This window comes from Pseudomonas sp. 43NM1 (assembly GCF_002836905.1).
Lineage (GTDB): Bacteria > Pseudomonadota > Gammaproteobacteria > Pseudomonadales > Pseudomonadaceae > Aquipseudomonas > Aquipseudomonas prosekii.
On record NZ_MKGS01000164.1, the window covers coordinates 1 to 15,462 of the forward strand.

The 15,462-nt window shown below is 60.6% G+C and carries 15 protein-coding genes; 6 read left to right on the forward strand and 9 right to left on the reverse strand.

All coding sequences use genetic code 11. The features are described from left to right. Positions 1 to 174 carry an IS3 family transposase gene (locus BI292_RS20190; protein ID WP_157831286.1) on the forward strand — a complete coding sequence of 58 codons (174 nt, stop codon included), beginning with the start codon at positions 1 to 3 and terminating at the stop codon, positions 172 to 174. A gap of 137 nt (positions 175 to 311) precedes the next feature. On the opposite strand, the gene BI292_RS20195 is transcribed toward BI292_RS20190, so the two are convergent. From BI292_RS20195 to BI292_RS20220, 6 genes are all read right to left on the reverse strand, one after another. Next, positions 312 to 1,082 (reverse strand): electron transfer flavoprotein subunit beta, encoded by a 771-nt coding sequence (locus tag BI292_RS20195; RefSeq protein WP_101208924.1) that lies wholly within the window; start codon positions 1,080 to 1,082, stop codon positions 312 to 314. A gap of 15 nt (positions 1,083 to 1,097) precedes the next feature. Beyond that, positions 1,098 to 2,318 carry an electron transfer flavoprotein subunit alpha/FixB family protein gene (locus BI292_RS20200; RefSeq protein WP_101208925.1) on the reverse strand — a complete coding sequence of 407 codons (1,221 nt, stop codon included), beginning with the start codon at positions 2,316 to 2,318 and terminating at the stop codon, positions 1,098 to 1,100. Continuing rightward, positions 2,318 to 4,267: a dimethylglycine demethylation protein DgcB gene (gene dgcB, locus BI292_RS20205; RefSeq protein ID WP_101208926.1), complete on the reverse strand. Its 1,950-nt coding sequence runs from the start codon at positions 4,265 to 4,267 to the stop codon at positions 2,318 to 2,320. The genes BI292_RS20200 and dgcB overlap by 1 nt, the downstream gene beginning before the upstream one ends. 219 nt (positions 4,268 to 4,486) lie before the next feature. Then, positions 4,487 to 6,547 carry a dimethylglycine demethylation protein DgcA gene (gene dgcA / locus BI292_RS20210; RefSeq protein ID WP_101208927.1) on the reverse strand — a complete coding sequence of 687 codons (2,061 nt, stop codon included), beginning with the start codon at positions 6,545 to 6,547 and terminating at the stop codon, positions 4,487 to 4,489. A 15-nt stretch (positions 6,548 to 6,562) separates the two neighbouring features. Beyond that, positions 6,563 to 7,093: a DUF5943 domain-containing protein gene (locus BI292_RS20215; RefSeq protein WP_007907543.1), complete on the reverse strand. Its 531-nt coding sequence runs from the start codon at positions 7,091 to 7,093 to the stop codon at positions 6,563 to 6,565. Between the two features lie 168 nt (positions 7,094 to 7,261). Then, entirely contained in the window at positions 7,262 to 8,239 is a 978-nt protein-coding gene (locus tag BI292_RS20220; RefSeq protein ID WP_092277058.1) for a dipeptidase, read from the reverse strand. A gap of 231 nt (positions 8,240 to 8,470) precedes the next feature. On the opposite strand from BI292_RS20220, the gene BI292_RS20230 reads away from it, so the two are divergent. Continuing rightward, the gene (locus BI292_RS20230; protein ID WP_101208928.1) at positions 8,471 to 8,872 is read left to right on the forward strand and encodes a lysozyme inhibitor LprI family protein; all 402 of its coding nucleotides are present in this window, start codon (positions 8,471 to 8,473) and stop codon (positions 8,870 to 8,872) included. Between the two features lie 4 nt (positions 8,873 to 8,876). Here the strand turns inward: BI292_RS20230 and BI292_RS20235 are convergent, their stop codons facing one another. Further along, on the reverse strand, positions 8,877 to 10,115 hold the full coding sequence (locus tag BI292_RS20235) for a type II toxin-antitoxin system HipA family toxin (RefSeq protein WP_101208929.1): 1,239 nt from the start codon (positions 10,113 to 10,115) through the stop codon (positions 8,877 to 8,879). Then, positions 10,112 to 10,408, reverse strand: coding sequence for a helix-turn-helix transcriptional regulator (locus BI292_RS20240; RefSeq protein WP_101208930.1), 297 nt, complete (start codon positions 10,406 to 10,408; stop codon positions 10,112 to 10,114). The genes BI292_RS20235 and BI292_RS20240 overlap by 4 nt, the downstream gene beginning before the upstream one ends. A 274-nt stretch (positions 10,409 to 10,682) precedes the next feature. Between BI292_RS20240 and BI292_RS20245 the strand changes: the two genes are divergently transcribed. Then, a complete protein-coding gene (locus BI292_RS20245) occupies positions 10,683 to 11,099 on the forward strand; it encodes a DUF3010 family protein (RefSeq protein WP_101208931.1) in 417 nt (138 codons plus the stop codon). 41 nt (positions 11,100 to 11,140) lie between these two features. On the opposite strand, the gene BI292_RS20250 is transcribed toward BI292_RS20245, so the two are convergent. Continuing rightward, complete coding sequence (locus tag BI292_RS20250) at positions 11,141 to 12,085, reverse strand: GlxA family transcriptional regulator (RefSeq protein WP_101208932.1); 945 nt, start codon at positions 12,083 to 12,085, stop codon at positions 11,141 to 11,143. A gap of 206 nt (positions 12,086 to 12,291) precedes the next feature. Between BI292_RS20250 and BI292_RS20255 the strand changes: the two genes are divergently transcribed. The 3 genes from BI292_RS20255 to BI292_RS20265 all read left to right on the forward strand — a co-directional run bounded on the left by BI292_RS20255 (position 12,292) and on the right by BI292_RS20265 (position 15,307). Further along, positions 12,292 to 13,236 carry a choline ABC transporter substrate-binding protein gene (locus tag BI292_RS20255; RefSeq protein WP_092277042.1) on the forward strand — a complete coding sequence of 315 codons (945 nt, stop codon included), beginning with the start codon at positions 12,292 to 12,294 and terminating at the stop codon, positions 13,234 to 13,236. Between the two features lie 73 nt (positions 13,237 to 13,309). Then, entirely contained in the window at positions 13,310 to 14,197 is an 888-nt protein-coding gene (locus BI292_RS20260) for a 3-keto-5-aminohexanoate cleavage protein (RefSeq protein WP_092277040.1), read from the forward strand. 144 nt (positions 14,198 to 14,341) lie between these two features. Further along, positions 14,342 to 15,307, forward strand: coding sequence for an L-carnitine dehydrogenase (locus tag BI292_RS20265; RefSeq protein ID WP_101208945.1), 966 nt, complete (start codon positions 14,342 to 14,344; stop codon positions 15,305 to 15,307). Positions 15,308 to 15,462 lie beyond the last annotated feature (155 nt).

Here is a 15,462-nt window from a genome sequence, read left to right on the forward strand (position 1 = left end):
ATGGAGCGTTTCTTTGGAAGTCTGAAATCAGAGTGGGTGCCTGAAGCCGGTTACCGCTCGGAGTATGAAGCCCGGGCTGATTTGCAGCGCTACGTGGTGCGCTACAACAACTTCAGGCTCCATAGCTACAACGATTACCGGTCACCGGTCGCCATGGAGAAAATGGCGGCGTGAAAAAACCGTAATTGGTGTCCAGGATTACTTGACCAGATCAAGCTTGCTCGCGATGGCGGTGGGTCAAGCGCCATTTATGTTGGATGAGATGGCCTCTTCGCGAGCAAGCTCAGCTCCTACAGGGTTTGTGTGCGGGTTTAGCGAACTACGCCTTCTTCGATCAGCAATTTGAGGATGGCCTCGGCTCCGGCCTGCGCGGTCACGCCTTTGAGCACTTGCCCGCCGCCACCGCTGGCTTTGGCCGTGGCGGCTTTCATGCGGTCGGCGCCGCTTTTGGCTTTGATTACTTTCAGGCGTTTCGGCCGTGGTTTGGCGGTTTGCAGAGTGGCGACGCTGAGCAATTGATCATCGACAACCTCGACCTCGTCCGCTTCCAGCACCCCGCGCCGCGCTGGGCCGTAGGCGCTTTGCCGAGGTTTCGGCGCCGCGTTATCCACAGTCGCGAGGAACGGCAATCGCACTTTCAAGCGACGCCGCTGACCGCGCGGCAAGGCTTGCAGTACCAGCGCCGAACCGCCGTCGATGGATTCAACCTGGGCCAGCCCCACCACCAGCGGCCAGCCAAGGCTTTCGGCGAGCAGGAACGGCAACATGCCCGAGCCCTCACCGGTTTCCGCCTGGCTGCCAGTGAGCACCACTTGCGCCCCGGCCTCGCGCAAATACGCGCTCAACGCTGGCAGCGCGTCGGCGCCGTCCGGTTGCTCGAGCACGCGCAATTGCGCCAGGCCCATGCCCAGATAAGCGCGCAACGCCGGTTCCGCGACATCGCCGGCATGCAGCACTTGCAGGTTATCCCCAGCCAGTTGCAGGCCCAGCTCCACCGCGCGCGCATCCTGCTCGGCGCGGCGCGGGCGGCCGGAGGTCGGGTGGGCGCCGATGGACACCAGGCTGATGACTTTTGTACTCATGGTCCGTTCCTTCCCTTAAGCCGCATCGCGCTTGGCGTCGTTGCGGTAAGCCGCTACCGCGTCGATCAAGGCTTGAAGAATCTCGGCGCTCTCGCCGATCACCGACAAGTCGGCCCGTTTGATCATGTCGCAGCCCGGATCGAGGTTGATCGCCACCACTTTGTCGCAGGCGCCGATGCCTTGCAGGTGCTGGATCGCCCCGGAAATCCCCACCGCCACGTAGACCCGCGCGGTGACCCAAGTGCCCGACGCGCCGACCTGGCGATCGCGTGCCATGAAGCCATCGTCCACCGCCACCCGCGACGCGCCTTCAGTGGCGCCCAAGGCTGCGGCGGTATTGTGGAAAAGTGTCCAGTCCTTGACCCCGTTGCCGCCGGAGAAGATGAACTCGGCTTCGGCCATCGGAATCGCCGCCGGGTCCACCGCGACGGCGCCCAAATCTTCGATACGCGACAAACTGCGCGCCACGCTTGTGGATAACTCCACGGGCAACGCTTCATGACGGGTTTCGCTGACCGGATCGGCGCATTCGGCGGCGCCCAGAATCAACCGCGCGACCGGCCGCGCAAGGTCCTGCAGCCCGGCGCCAGCACGGCCGATGCATTGCTCATCCTTGACCTGCCAGACCCGCGTGGCCGGGCGTTCGCCGAGCGCCGCGGCAAAGCGCCGACCGAGTTCGCCACCGCCGCTGCGACTGTCCGGCAGCAACCAATGACGCGGGTTGAACTGGTTATCCACAGCCCGCAAGCCCTGCACGCGTTGCTCCGGTGCATAACCGTTGAATTCCTCACCATCGAGCACCAGCAACCGATCGACGCCCGCCGTGGTGAACGCGTTTTCCTTGTGTTCGCCGAAGACCACCGCCAACACCGCGCCGTCCTTGCCGGCCAACTGATGCGCGAGGCCAAGCAGATCGCGGTCGTGGCTGCTCAAGCGGCCGCCGACCATGTCCGGCACCACGCTGATGTAAAACGCCGGAACCGACACTTGATGCAGCGGCAGTTGCACTTCTACGGTGGCTGAACGTTTGGTCGCCCCGCCCTGCTGCGCGCCGCTGCGATCGATGCGCTTGATCCCGTTCGGCCCGATAAAACCGATGCCATGCAGATTCTTGCGGACGACCCCGTTCGGCCCCATCCAGCTGTGTTGCGCCGGTTGCATCGCCGCGTGCAGCGGGTGCAAGCGGTTACGCGCGATCCATTCGGCGCGCGGGTCGCGGCGGATAATGTCGCTCATCAGTGGGCCTCCGCAGGTTCACGTTTGGCCGGAGTGGCGGGTTTGCTCGGTGCCTGGTCTTCGAGCAGGGCATCGGCCACCAGTTCGGCAATGTCTTTGATCAGCGGCCGCGGTTCGACCACACCCTCAAGCATCGCGGTGCATTGCGGGCAACCCACGGCCACCAGTTCGGCGCCGGTTTCGCGGATGTCGTCCATGCGCATGTCGGGGATCCGCTGCTTGCCCGGAATGTCGGTGATCGGCGCGCCGCCACCGCCACCGCAGCAACGCGAGCGGAAACCGGAACGCTGCATCTCTTTGACTTCGATCCCGAGCGCGTGCAGCACTTCGCGCGGCGCCTCGTATTCGCCGTTGTAACGGCCGAGGTAGCACGGATCGTGATAAGTCACGCTGGCGCCTTTGTGCTGGCCGAGATTCAGTGCGCCAGCGCCAATGATTTCCGCCATGTAGGTGCTGTGGTGCTGCACCAGGTAGTGGCCGTCGAAGGCGCCGTACTCGTTTTTCAACACATGGAAGCTGTGCGGATCGCAGGTGACGATGCGGTTGAAGCTGTACTTGGCCAGCGTCTGAATGTTGCGTTTGGCCAACAACTGGAACGTCGCTTCGTCGCCCAGACGTCGGGCCACATCACCGCTGTCGCGCTCCTCCAGACCGAGCACGGCGAAATCGACCTTGGCCGCTTTCAGCACTTTGACGAAGGCGCGCAAGGTGCGCTGGTTGCGCATGTCGAACGCGCCGTCGCCAACCCAGAACAGCACGTCGACAGATTTTTTCTCGCTCATCAAATTCAGGTTCAGATCCGCCGCCCAGTTCATCCGCCCGCCCGGCGCAAAACCGCCCGGGTTGTCGGTGGCGATCAGGTTTTCGAGGACTTCGGCACCCTTGTTCGGCGTCGCGCCGCGTTCCAGTGTGAGGTGGCGGCGCATGTCGACGATGGCATCGACGTGCTCGATCATCATCGGGCATTCCTCGACGCAGGCGCGGCACGTGGTGCACGACCACAGGGTTTCGGCATCGACCAGACCGTTGACGATCGGTTGATGGGGATTGCCAGCGTGTTCGCCGATCGGTTTGCCGGGGTACGGGCTACCGGCGAAGTTGGCATCGGTGCCACCGGCGAGGCCGACGACCATGTCTTGAATGAGTTTTTTCGGGTTCAGCGGTTGGCCGGCGGCGAACGCCGGGCACGCCGCTTCGCACTTGCCGCACTGCACGCAGGCGTCGAAACCGAGCAGTTGGTTCCAGGTGAAATCCTTGGGTTTTTCCACGCCCAGTGGCGCGTTCGGGTCGTTCAGGTCCAGTGGTTTCAGACCGGTCGAGCGACCGCCGCCAAAGCGTTCGGCGCGACGGTGCCAGGCCAGGTGCAGGGCACCGGCGAAGGCGTGCTTCATCGGCCCGCCCCAGGTCATGCCGAGGAACAGTTCGCAAACACCCCAAAGCACGCCGACGCCGAGGATCGCCGCGACCACCCAGCCACCAAAGTTTTGCGGAAGGATCCCGGCGACCGGCAGGGTCAGCAGGAAGAAGCTCGCCGAGAACGCCAACAGGCTTTTCGGCAAACGCATCCACGGTCCTTTGGACAGGCGCGCGGGAGGATTGCGCCGCCGCAGGAACATGAAAATCGCGCCGACGAACATTACCGCCGAAGCGATCAACAGGGCGAAGCCGAGGATGCGGTTTTGCAGGCCGAAACCGTAAACCAGCAGCGCCAGCACAATCGACGCCACCGCGCCGCCGGCCGTCGCGACGTGGGTGTTGGCGATGTATTTGTCGCGCGCGACGACGTGGTGCAAGTCGACCATGTAGCGCTTGGGCATGGCGAGCAGGCCGCCGATCAAATCGACCTTCGAAGCCCGGCCCCGGCGCCACATGTTCATCCGCCGCAACGCGCCGAGCACAGCCAGGCCCAGGGCAGCGAACAACAGGATTGGAAGAAGGGTGTTCAACATGGTGAAGCTCCCAAAGACCTCAGGGTCTTGCACGGGTTCATGTGCGTGCCGATGAAGGCCTGGCACCTACCTGTGGCGAGGGGGCTTGCCCCCGTTCGGCTGCGAAGCAGTCGTAAACCGTCCAATGCGTTTTACTGAAAAACCGCATCAGCTGATTTCGGGGCTGCTGCGCAGCCCAACGGGGGCAAGCCCCCTCGCCACGGTGATGGTGGTTATCCGTCAGAAATCCTTACACAGGCGCAGTGCGTCGTAGATCGCTGCGTGCGTGTTGCGCTGCGCCACGCAGTCGCCGATGCGGAACAGCAAGTAGCCGTCACCGGTGGTGCTCAACGATGGCTGCGGCTGGATCGCGAACAGGGCTTCGATGTCCATCTGGCCTTTGTTGCGCGACGCTTCCTTGAGCGCGTAATAGATTTCTTCGTCCGGACGTACGCCGTTTTCGACGACGACCTGGTCCACCACCCGCTCCTCTTTGGCGCCGGTGTATTCGTTCTCCAGCACCGCCACCAACTTGTCGCCTTCGCGGTAAACCTTCTCGAGCATCATGTCGCCGGTCATGATCACTTCTTTCGGGTACATGCTGCGGTAGTAGGTCGGGAACGAGGTGCCGCCAATTGCCACGCCCGGCTTGATGTCGTCGGTGACGATCTCGACCTGACAGCCCTTGTCGGCCAGATAGTCGGCGGTCGACATCCCGGTGAATTCACAAATGGTGTCGTAGACCAGCACGTTTTTGCCCGGCGCCACTTTGCCGTCGAGGATGTCCCAACTGCTGACCACCAAACCTTCCGCCGCGCCCCAATGCTCGTTCTGCTCGATGAATGGATGGCCGCCGACGGCGAGCACCACCACGTCCGGGCGCAGATCAAGAATGGTCGCCGCATCCGCCGCCACGCCCAGGCGCAGATCGACTTTCAGCCGCGCCAGCTCCAGTTGGAACCAGCGCGTGATCCCAGCAATCTGGTCGCGTTGCGGAGCTTTCGACGCCGTAGTGATTTGCCCGCCGATGAATTCTTTTTTCTCGAACAGCGTCACGTCATGGCCACGTTCGGCCGAGACGCGCGCCGCTTCCATCCCGGCAGGACCGGCACCGACCACCACGACTTTGCGTTTCACTCCGGTCGATTTCTCGATGATGTGCGGCACGCCCATGTATTCACGGGAAGTCGCGGCGTTCTGGATGCACAGCACGTCCAGGCCTTGGTACTGACGGTCAATGCAGTAGTTGGCGCCGACGCATTGTTTGATCTGGTCGACCTGACCCATTTTGATCTTGGCGATCAGGTGCGGATCGGCGATGTGCGCGCGGGTCATGCCGACCATGTCGACGTAGCCGCCTTCAAGAATCCGCGTGGCCTGGTTCGGGTCCTTGATGTTCTGCGCGTGCAGCACCGGGGCCTTGACCACTTCCTTGATCCCGGCGGCCAGGTGCAGAAATGGCTCCGGTGGATAACTCATGTTGGGGATAACGTTGGCCAGGGTGTTGTGCGTATCGCAACCCGAACCGACGACGCCGATGAAGTCGATCATGCCGGTGTCGTCGTAGTACTTGGCGATCTGTTTCATGTCCTCGTGGGACAAGCCGTCCGGGTGGAATTCATCGCCGCACAGACGGATGCCGACGCAGAAATCCGGGCCGACTTCAGCCCGCACAGCCTTCAACACTTCCAGGCCGAAACGCATGCGGTTCTCGAAGCTGCCGCCCCATTCGTCGGTGCGCTTGTTGACGCGCGGGCTCCAGAACTGATCGATCATGTGCTGGTGCACGGCGGACAATTCGATGCCATCCAGACCACCGGCCTTGGCGCGGCCCGCCGCTGTGGCGTAGTTGCCGATGACCCGCCAGATTTCTTCCGGCTCGATGGTTTTGCAGGTCGCTCGGTGCACCGGTTCACGGATGCCCGACGGCGACAGCAAGGTTGGCCAATGCTCGCCGTCCCAGCGCGAACGGCGGCCCATGTGGGTAATCTGGATCATGATTTTGGCGCCATGCTTGTGCATGGCGTCGGCCAGGTTCTGGAAATGCGGGATGATCCGGTCGTCAGCCAGGTTGACCGATTTCCACCAGCCTTGCGGGCTGTCGATGGCCACACTGGAAGAACCGCCGCAAATCGCCAGGCCGATCCCGCCCTTGGCTTTCTCTTCGTAATACTTGACGTACCGGTCGGTGGTCATGCCGCCGTCGGTCGCGTAGACCTCGGCGTGCGCGGTGCTGAGCACGCGGTTGCGGATGGTCAATTTGCCGATCTGGATCGGCTGGAACATTGCTTCGAAAGCCATGGCGGGTTCCTCGACTTACAACGGCTTGACGGTGAACAAACCGTCGTCGTGGCCTTCTTCGGAGCCACCGTAGACTTGCTCGGCAACTGTGCGAATGCTGCTGCCGCGCGCTTGCAGGATTTGGTCCATGGCACCGGCAAACCAACCGGTGAACATGTAGTCGACTTTGCGCCCGACCTTGCCGTAGACGTAGACGAATGCCGAGTGTTCGAGCTTGACGCTGGCGGTGCCTTTATCGAGGTCGATGTCCTGGATCTTGAACAGGCCCCAGCCGCGTTGCGACAGGCGCTTCATGTAGTGCTCGAACACCGCAACGCCTTCCAGGCCGTGGCATTCAGCTTCTTTCTCGCACCAGTGCCAGGCGGATTTGTAGCCGGCCTTGTAGAGGATTTCGGCGTAGGCGTCGGCGCCCAACACTTCTTCGATGCCCATGTGATTGTTGACGAAGAAATGACGCGGCACGTACAGCATCGGCAGGGCGTCAGAGGTCCAGACACCGGTTTCGCTGTCGACTTCGATTGGCAATTGCGGGGCGATCTTGGCCATGGAAACTTAACTCCAGAAAATTCGTGGTGTGTTTTGTGTAGCAGCTGCCGAGGCACGAGGCTGCGTTGGGCTGCGAAGCGGCCCCCCGAGGGCGGTCCTGCGGACCGCGACGCAGCCTCGTGCCTCGGCAGCTGCTACAAAAGATCGTTATTCACAAGGGCTCGTTATTCACTCGCCCCAGACGTCTTTGAGAACGCTGACCCAGTTATCGCCCATGATCTTGCGCACTACTCGCTCGGGGTGGCCGCGCTTGAGCAGCGTTTCGGTCAGGTTCGGGAACTCGCCGACGGTGCGGATGCCCAGCGGGTTGATGATCTTGCCGAAGCTGGTGAGGCGTCGCGCGTAGCCCTTGTCGTGGGTCAGCATTTCGAAGAAATCCTGGCCGTGACCCTGGGTGAAGTCGGTGCCGATGCCGATCGCATCTTCGCCAACGATGTTCATGGTGTATTCGATCGCTTCGGCGTAGTCGTCGATGGTCGAATCAATGCCCTTGGCGAGGAACGGCGCGAACATGGTCACGCCGACAAAACCGCCGTGGTCGGCAATGAACTTCAGTTCTTCATCGGACTTGTTGCGCGGGTGCTCTTTGAGGCCCGACGGCAGGCAGTGGGAATAGCAGACTGGCTTTTTCGATTCGAGGATGACTTCTTCGGAAGTCTTGGAGCCGACGTGGGACAGGTCGCACATGATGCCGACGCGGTTCATTTCGGCGACGATTTCGCGACCGAAACCCGACAGCCCGCCATCACGTTCGTAGCAACCGGTGCCGACCAGATTCTGCGTGTTGTAGCACATCTGCACCACGCCAACGCCGAGCTGCTTGAAGATCTCGACATAGCCGAGTTGGTCCTCGAAAGCATGAGCATTCTGGAAGCCAAAAATGATCCCGGTCTTGCCCTGCTCCTTGGCTTTGCGGATGTCGGCGGTGGTTTTCACCGGGATCACCAGGTCGCTGTTCTCGCGGATCAGCTTCTGGCTCGCGGCGATGTTATTGATCGTGGCCTGGAAGCCTTCCCACACCGACACTGTGCAATTGGCTGCGGTCAGACCGCCCTTGCGCATGTCTTCGAACAGGTCGCGGTTCCACTTGGCGATAATCAGCCCGTCGATAACGATGCTGTCGGCGTGCAATTCGGCTGGGCTCATCAGGCAGTCCCCTATTAGCGATTCGTGCGCCGAATCGTGTGCCGGCGCTTTGGGGCCAGCATATGCCTGAGCACCGGGGCAGCCGGGTGCAAAAACGACAGGGGGTTTGCCGAAAGCGTCAATCCGCGACAAAGGGTCGTCGTTGAACGTGGCGCGCCACCTGTTCAAGGACCTGCGCATGGGCCAGAATTCGGCGCATCACTGGATGCTTACTGGATTTAGGGCGACTCAATGAAATCGATCTTCCTGGCAATGGCACTGATAGCGACCGGCGTACACGCGGCAGAAGAATCCGACAACAACCCCTGCGATGCCGTCGAAAACGACATCCAGACCCTGGAATGCTCAGTCTACGGCCGCACCACTGCCGAAGACCTGCTCAAGGAAAACGTCCAGAGCCTCAACGATCGCCTGCAAACGACCTACGGCAAAAACAAGGCACAGCTGAACGACATCAGCGAAAAGCTCAAAGTCGCCCAACAGCAATGGCTGAAAACCCGCGACGCCGACTGCGCCGTGGAAGCATTCCCGGCGACCAGCGGCAGCAAGGCCTTCACCATTGCGCAGAATGATTGCGTGGCAAGAATGAGCGATGAGCGGTCGGAGTTTTTGGAGTCGATTTCGCAGGAGTGAGGCGTCAGACCGCTTGCCACACAGATTCAAGCGCTGTCCGCAGCCGCTGGCTCTGAACCTTGTCAACGCCCAAGGCAGCACAACAGCCATTCCAACCGGAAAACGCCTCCAGCGTCTGTTCAATGTAGCGTTCTGGCTCAAGAAAGCTGAAGGGTTGGCACACTTCGATAAGCGCTTTTCGAGTAGGTTTGCCGCGCCCGGCAAATGCCGTGGTGTGCTCGTTGCCACGTCCACCGGTACTGGAAAAGGTCAGGTCGTATGCCGGGGCCATCTTCCAGCCATCCATGCCGCCGAAAAAAGAGAAGTTTTTGGCGTGATCGTCGCGATTGTGGGCCAAGGCATTGAAAATCATCAATCGGGCCATTTTCTCGACCTCAAGCGCATCTCGAGTCATTGCCCAAGTCGCACGTAGCAAATCACTGTAATCAAGACTTGGCGCGCGGAAATCGGCATACAGAATGGCTGCCGCGCTGAGCATGTGGCGTTTGGCACCAGCTACTCGGTCAAAGCGTTTCGTGGCAAAAAATTGCTCTGCGCCCTTAGAGGTTTCCACTTGAAACAGTGTCGACTCTGCAGTTTCGACCCCAGCCCTGTTTGCCGTCAGAGCGTATGCCTGCTCGATGGCGCCACTGTCACGATGATCTTCCTCGCAACGAAATTTAATCAGCCAATGCTCGTAGTCCTCAGGCATATCGCCAAAGGACGAAACGGCGCGCAGCCTGTCCGGCGACAGGCCGATGACAGCTTTCGGTCGAGCGCCACCCGGGGAACCGCCCGCCAGCCGCAGCGACGTTATCACCTCGTCGGCGCTACCTGAGAGTATCAATTGCGAAGCCTCGTAGAGCGCTGCGAGATCGAGATCGTCATTTGCCTCAACGGTTTCGAACATTGGAACGTACTCAAGCGCCCCCATGCTCCGGTTACCCATGTAAGCAAGACGATCCAGCGAGCTGATGGCGTGACGTTCAACGCCCAATTGGCTGCGAAAAAACCGATCCATCAACAGAAGGCCCCAGCCATCCGGCAGAGAATCACTGAAAGCGCCGTGCAGACCATCAAAAAGCGCGACGTCGGCCGCTCGCTGAGGGTTGACCGAAAACTCCAGGTGAAACGGGGCAAGATTGAACCCTTTCGCCAACCAACCCGGGTCGTACGAGAAAAACAGACCTTGGCGAGGAATCGCGACCAACTCGCCGACTCTCGACTCCTGCATCATTACGCTCAGTGCTTTCACGGTTTTCATTGCCGGCCACGAGCCCTTTCATAGTTTTTCAGTTCTTGAAGCGTCAGGGACTGAGTAGAGGCGAACAGGTGCGTCAGTGGCTCCTCTGCCCCAAGGCATACGGCAATCAACAACAAACCGTCGAGGGAGATTTTCCCGGTCGTTTCAAAGCGCTTGATGTTCGATTCCGCAACACCGGATCTTTGCGAAAGCGTGCGCCGGGACAGATCTTTACTGAGTCTCAAACGTTTGGCATTTCCTGCGATTTGCAGCGCCAGTTCGCCGGGGGAATAGAGAATATGGGTAAGAGCCACAATGCGACCTCACTGAGAGTATGAGCAAGTGTAGCAGCGCGAAAGAAGATCGGATTTTAATGGATAACATTTAGCCCTCAATCTGCATATTAAGAGCTTATGAGTCAACATTTAGCCATTTGTATAATCTGTGTTTTTTGCTTTTTCATCGTCTTGTCCAAGCAGCATGGATCCCATTGAGGCCACCCGTAAGACCATCGCCGGCGCATTTGGCATCAACGCCGATCAGCTTGAGTTGTAAGCTGTCCGCCATCAGCTCAATAAGGAATTCCCAATGAACATCTGCGGCATTGAAATCAAAGGCAGCGAAGCGATCATCGCCGTGGCCTCCCTCGACGGTCAGGCCTTGAGCCACGTTGCTTTGGCGACCAAGAAAATCGCTCTGGACGATGACGACGAAGCGGCGAACGTCAAAGTCTTCGCCGCTCAGGTTGCCTCGTTTGTTCGGGAGAATTCGGTCGACCGGATCGCGATCAAGAAGCGCAGCAAGAAAGGCGAGTTTGCCGGTGGGCCGACGACGTTCAAGATCGAAGGTGTTTTCCAGCTGCTGGAGAATTGCGAGGTGACGTTGCTGTCGCCGCAGACGATCAATGCGCAGAACAAGAAGTTTGATTTCGCCCTGCCGGCGACGCTGAACAAGTATCAGCATGAAGCCTATAAAGCGGCGTGCTCGGCGCTGATGAAGAAGTAGAAACTTTCCACTGATCGTTCCCATGCTCTGCGTGGGAGTGATCATGCCTTGGCGGTGCGGCGATCCTCGCGCGGGCAGCGCTCAAACCGTGCGCGGTAGCTGCGGGTGAAATACGACGGCGACTCAAACCCGCAGGCGATGCTCACTTCCAACACGCTGAGGTCGGTCTGGCGCAACAGTTGCCGGGCTTTCTCCAGGCGCAAGCGCAGGTAAAAATTGCTCGGTGTGTCGTTCAGGTGCAGGCGAAACAACCGCTCCAGTTGCCGCCGTGTGACTTTGATCGAATCCGCCAATTGCAGCGTGCTCAGCGGCGGCTCGCTGTGCAGTTCCATCTCGCCGATCACCTGAACCAGTTTCTTGTTGCGAATCCCGTAGCGCGTGGCGACTTCCATGCGTTGGTGGTCTTTGCGCGGGCGGATGCGCCCGAGCACAAATTGTTCGCTGACCTGAATCGCCAGCTCCGGGTCGTGGGCCTGGGCGATGAGGTCGAGCATCAGGTCGATGGACGCGGTGCCGCCAGCACAAGTGATGCGGCGGCGGTCGATTTCGAACAGTTCCTGGGTGACGCTGAGCTGTGGATAAGACTCTTTGAAGGCGTCGATGGCTTCCCAGTGCAGCGTCAGGCGATGGCCGTCGAGCAACCCGGCGTCGGCGAGGACAAAACTGCCGGTGTCGATGGCGCCAAGGGTCACGCCGTCGTGGTCCAGTCGGCGCAGCCAATGCTGCAGCGTCGGCGTGGCGAATTTCAGCGGTTCAAACCCGGCGACCACCAATAAAGTCGCACCTTTCTTCAGCGGTTCCAGCGCCGCGTCGGCGTTGACCGACATGCCGTTGCTGGCCAATACCGCGCCGCCGTCGGCGCTCAACACGTGCCAGCGATACAGCTCGCCGCGAAAGCGATTGGCGACCCGCAACGGCTCGATCGCCGAGATGAAACCGATGGCGGAAAAACCCGGCATCAACAAGAAGTAGAAATCATGGGACATGGAGCGCACTCGACTGGCAGGTAACGAGAGGTCGACTAGCGTGGGGACGTTGATACGCCAGTTGTCGATGGCATTCAAGGGCGCAGGTCGCTGCAGTGCAAGAGCTGGTCGCCATAGTGCGCTTTCACGGGGGCATTGCTGCGTAACTTGGCATCACCGGCACACAGATGCCGGGAACCACAATAACGTCTGCCGAGGAAACCGACATGAAACGACTGATCAGCAGCTGTGTTCTTGCACTCAGCGGTACCGCTTTCTTCAGCGCCAGCGTCATGGCGGCCGAACCTGCGTCGTGCCAGAACGTGCGCATGGGCGTGGTCAACTGGACCGACGTGATCGCCACCAGTGCCATGACCCAGGTCTTGCTCGACGGCCTCGGCTACAAAACCAAACAGACCAGCGCGTCCCAGCAAATCATCTTCGCCGGGATTCGTGACCAGCGCCTCGACCTGTTCCTCGGCTACTGGAACCCGTTGATGACCCAGACCATCACCCCGTTCGTCGATGCCAAACAGGTGAAAGTGCTGGAAGCGCCAAGCCTCAAGGATGCCCGCGCGACTCTCGCGGTGCCGACCTATCTCGCCGACAAGGGCCTGAAAACCTTCGCCGACATCGCCAAGTTCGAAAAAGAACTGGGCGGTAAAATCTACGGCATCGAGCCTGGCTCGGGCGCCAATACCCAGATCAAAGCGATGATCGCGAAGAACCAGTTCGGCCTCGGCAAGTTCCAGTTGGTCGAGTCGAGCGAGGCCGGCATGCTCGCGGCGGTGGATCGCGCCGTGCGCCGCAAGGAGGCCGTGGTGTTCTTCGGTTGGGCGCCGCACCCGATGAACGTCAACGTGCAGATGACTTACCTGACCGGCAGCGAAGATGCGCTCGGGCCGAACGAAGGCATGGCGACCGTGTGGACCGTCACCTCGCCGAACTACGCGCAGCAATGCCCGAACATCGGCCGTTTGCTCAGCAACCTGACTTACACCGCCGAAGACGAGAGCCGGATGATGCAGCCGCTGCTCGATCACAAAGACGCGTTCGAGTCGGCCAAGCAATGGCTCAAGGATCACCCGCAGGACAAGCAGCGCTGGCTCGAAGGTGTGACCACCTTCGATGGCAAACCAGCGGCTGAAAACCTGTCATTGACCAGTAAATAAACCCGATTGAACCACCGAATCGCAGCCTGCACGGGCTGCGAACGGAATCATCACGCCTGTAAGGAATCGCTAAATGAACCACGACGTCATCATCACCTGCGCACTCACCGGTGCTGGCGACACGAGCGCCAGAAGCCCACACGTGCCGGTCACCCCGAAACAAATCGCCGCCGCTGCGGTGGAAGCGGCCAAGGCCGGCGCAACCGTGGTGCATTGCCACGTTCGCGACCCGCAAACCGGCAAGTTCAGCCGTGACGTAGCGCTGTACCGCGAAGTCATGGAGCGCATCCGCGAGGCGGACATCGACATCATCGTCAACCTCACCGCCGGCATGGGTGGCGACCTGGAAATCGGTGGCGGCGAGAACCCGATGGAGTTCGGCCCGAACACCGATCTGGTCGGCCCGCTGACCCGTCTGGCCCACGTCGAAGAGTTGCTGCCGGAAATCTGCACGCTCGATTGCGGCACGCTGAATTTTGGCGATGGCGACACCATTTATGTGTCGACGCCGGCGCAGTTGCGGGCCGGCGCCAAGCGGATTCAAGAGCTGGGCGTGAAGCCAGAACTGGAGATTTTCGACACCGGTCACCTGTGGTTCGCCAAGCAGATGATCAAGGAAGGTTTGCTCGACGACCCGCTGTTCCAGTTGTGCCTGGGCATCCCGTGGGGCGCGCCGGCCGACACCACCACCATGAAAGCCATGGTCGACAACCTGCCGGCAAATGCGGTGTGGGCCGGGTTTGGCATCGGTCGCATGCAAATGCCGATGGCCGCGCAAGCGGTGCTGCTCGGCGGCAACGTGCGGGTCGGGCTGGAGGACAACTTGTGGCTGGACAAAGGCGTGTTGGCGACCAATGGGCAATTGGTTGAACGCGCCAGCGAAATCCTCAGCCGCCTCGGCGCCCGCGTCCTCACGCCGGCAGAAGGCCGGACAAAAATGGGCCTGACCAAGCGCGGTTGATCCCCTTAAACACATAACCTGTGGGAGCACAGCTTGCTCGCGATAGCGGTATTCCAATCGCAGAAGATGTGCCGGATGTTCCGACGCCATCGCGAGCAAGCTTTGCTCCCACAGGCGTTCACCGAATCAATTCAGGAAGTCGCCATGAGCTTTATCACCGAAATCAAAACCTTCGCCGCACTCGGCAGCGGTGTCATCGGCAGTGGCTGGGTGTCTCGCGCCCTCGCCCACGGCCTCGACGTGGTGGCTTGGGACCCGGCGCCGGGTGCCGAAGCGACGTTGCGCAAACGCGTCGCGAACGCCTGGGGCGCGCTGGAGAAACAAGGCCTGGCGCCCGGTGCAGCGCAAGATCGCCTGCGTTTTGTCGCGACCATTGAAGAGTGCGTGCGCGACGCCGATTTCATTCAGGAAAGCGCCCCTGAACGCCTCGAACTGAAACTCGAGCTGCACGGCAAAATCAGCGCCGCAGCCAAACCCAATGCGTTGATCGGCTCCAGCACCTCAGGGCTGTTGCCGAGCGAGTTCTACGAAGGTTCGACGCACCCGGAACGCTGCGTGGTCGGGCACCCGTTCAACCCGGTTTACCTGCTGCCGCTGGTGGAAGTCGTCGGCGGCAAGAACACTGCGCCGGAGGCCATTCAAGCGGCGATCAAAGTCTATGAATCCTTGGGCATGCGTCCGCTGCATGTGCGCAAGGAAGTGCCAGGGTTTATCGCTGACCGCTTGCTCGAAGCGCTGTGGCGTGAGGCGCTGCACCTGGTCAACGACGGCGTGGCAACCACTGGCGAGATCGACGATGCGATCCGTTTTGGCGCGGGGTTGCGCTGGTCGTTCATGGGCACATTCCTGACCTACACCCTGGCGGGTGGCGATGCGGGGATGCGCCACTTCATGGCCCAATTCGGTCCGGCGTTGCAGTTGCCGTGGACGTATCTGCCAGCACCAGAGCTGACCGACAAGTTGATTGATGATGTGGTGGACGGGACCAGTGAACAACTGGGCAAACACAGCATTTCCGCGCTGGAGCGCTATCGTGATGATTGCTTGCTGGCGGTGCTCGAAGCGGTGAAGACCACCAAAGAGAAGCATGGGATGGCGTTTAGCGAATGATTGCACTTGGCTTGAGATCCCCCTCACCCTAACCCTCTCCCCAGAGGGTAGAGGGGACTGACCGAGGTGTTCTTAGAGCGACATCGACCTGAAAGAACTGAGTCGAACTCAGGCTTTGAACAGCATGGAGATCGGCCCCCTTTCCCCCTCTCCCC

Bases quoted from the DNA above. Each gene is read 5' to 3' on its own strand.
- BI292_RS20190 (WP_157831286.1), top strand. From the start codon at position 1: ATGGAGCGTTTCTTTGGAAGTCTGAAATCAGAGTGGGTGCCTGAAGCC.
- BI292_RS20200 (WP_101208925.1), bottom strand. From the start codon at position 2,318: ATGAGCGACATTATCCGCCGCGACCCGCGCGCCGAATGGATCGCGCGT.
- BI292_RS20260 (WP_092277040.1), top strand. From the start codon at position 13,310: ATGAACCACGACGTCATCATCACCTGCGCACTCACCGGTGCTGGCGAC.
- BI292_RS20250 (WP_101208932.1), bottom strand. From the start codon at position 12,085: ATGTCCCATGATTTCTACTTCTTGTTGATGCCGGGTTTTTCCGCCATC.
- BI292_RS20195 (WP_101208924.1), bottom strand. From the start codon at position 1,082: ATGAGTACAAAAGTCATCAGCCTGGTGTCCATCGGCGCCCACCCGACC.
- BI292_RS20265 (WP_101208945.1), top strand. From the start codon at position 14,342: ATGAGCTTTATCACCGAAATCAAAACCTTCGCCGCACTCGGCAGCGGT.
- dgcA (WP_101208927.1), bottom strand. From the start codon at position 6,547: ATGGCTTTCGAAGCAATGTTCCAGCCGATCCAGATCGGCAAATTGACC.
- BI292_RS20245 (WP_101208931.1), top strand. From the start codon at position 10,683: ATGAACATCTGCGGCATTGAAATCAAAGGCAGCGAAGCGATCATCGCC.
- BI292_RS20255 (WP_092277042.1), top strand. From the start codon at position 12,292: ATGAAACGACTGATCAGCAGCTGTGTTCTTGCACTCAGCGGTACCGCT.
- BI292_RS20220 (WP_092277058.1), bottom strand. From the start codon at position 8,239: ATGAGCCCAGCCGAATTGCACGCCGACAGCATCGTTATCGACGGGCTG.
- dgcB (WP_101208926.1), bottom strand. From the start codon at position 4,267: ATGTTGAACACCCTTCTTCCAATCCTGTTGTTCGCTGCCCTGGGCCTG.
- BI292_RS20215 (WP_007907543.1), bottom strand. From the start codon at position 7,093: ATGGCCAAGATCGCCCCGCAATTGCCAATCGAAGTCGACAGCGAAACC.
- BI292_RS20235 (WP_101208929.1), bottom strand. From the start codon at position 10,115: ATGAAAACCGTGAAAGCACTGAGCGTAATGATGCAGGAGTCGAGAGTC.
- BI292_RS20230 (WP_101208928.1), top strand. From the start codon at position 8,471: ATGAAATCGATCTTCCTGGCAATGGCACTGATAGCGACCGGCGTACAC.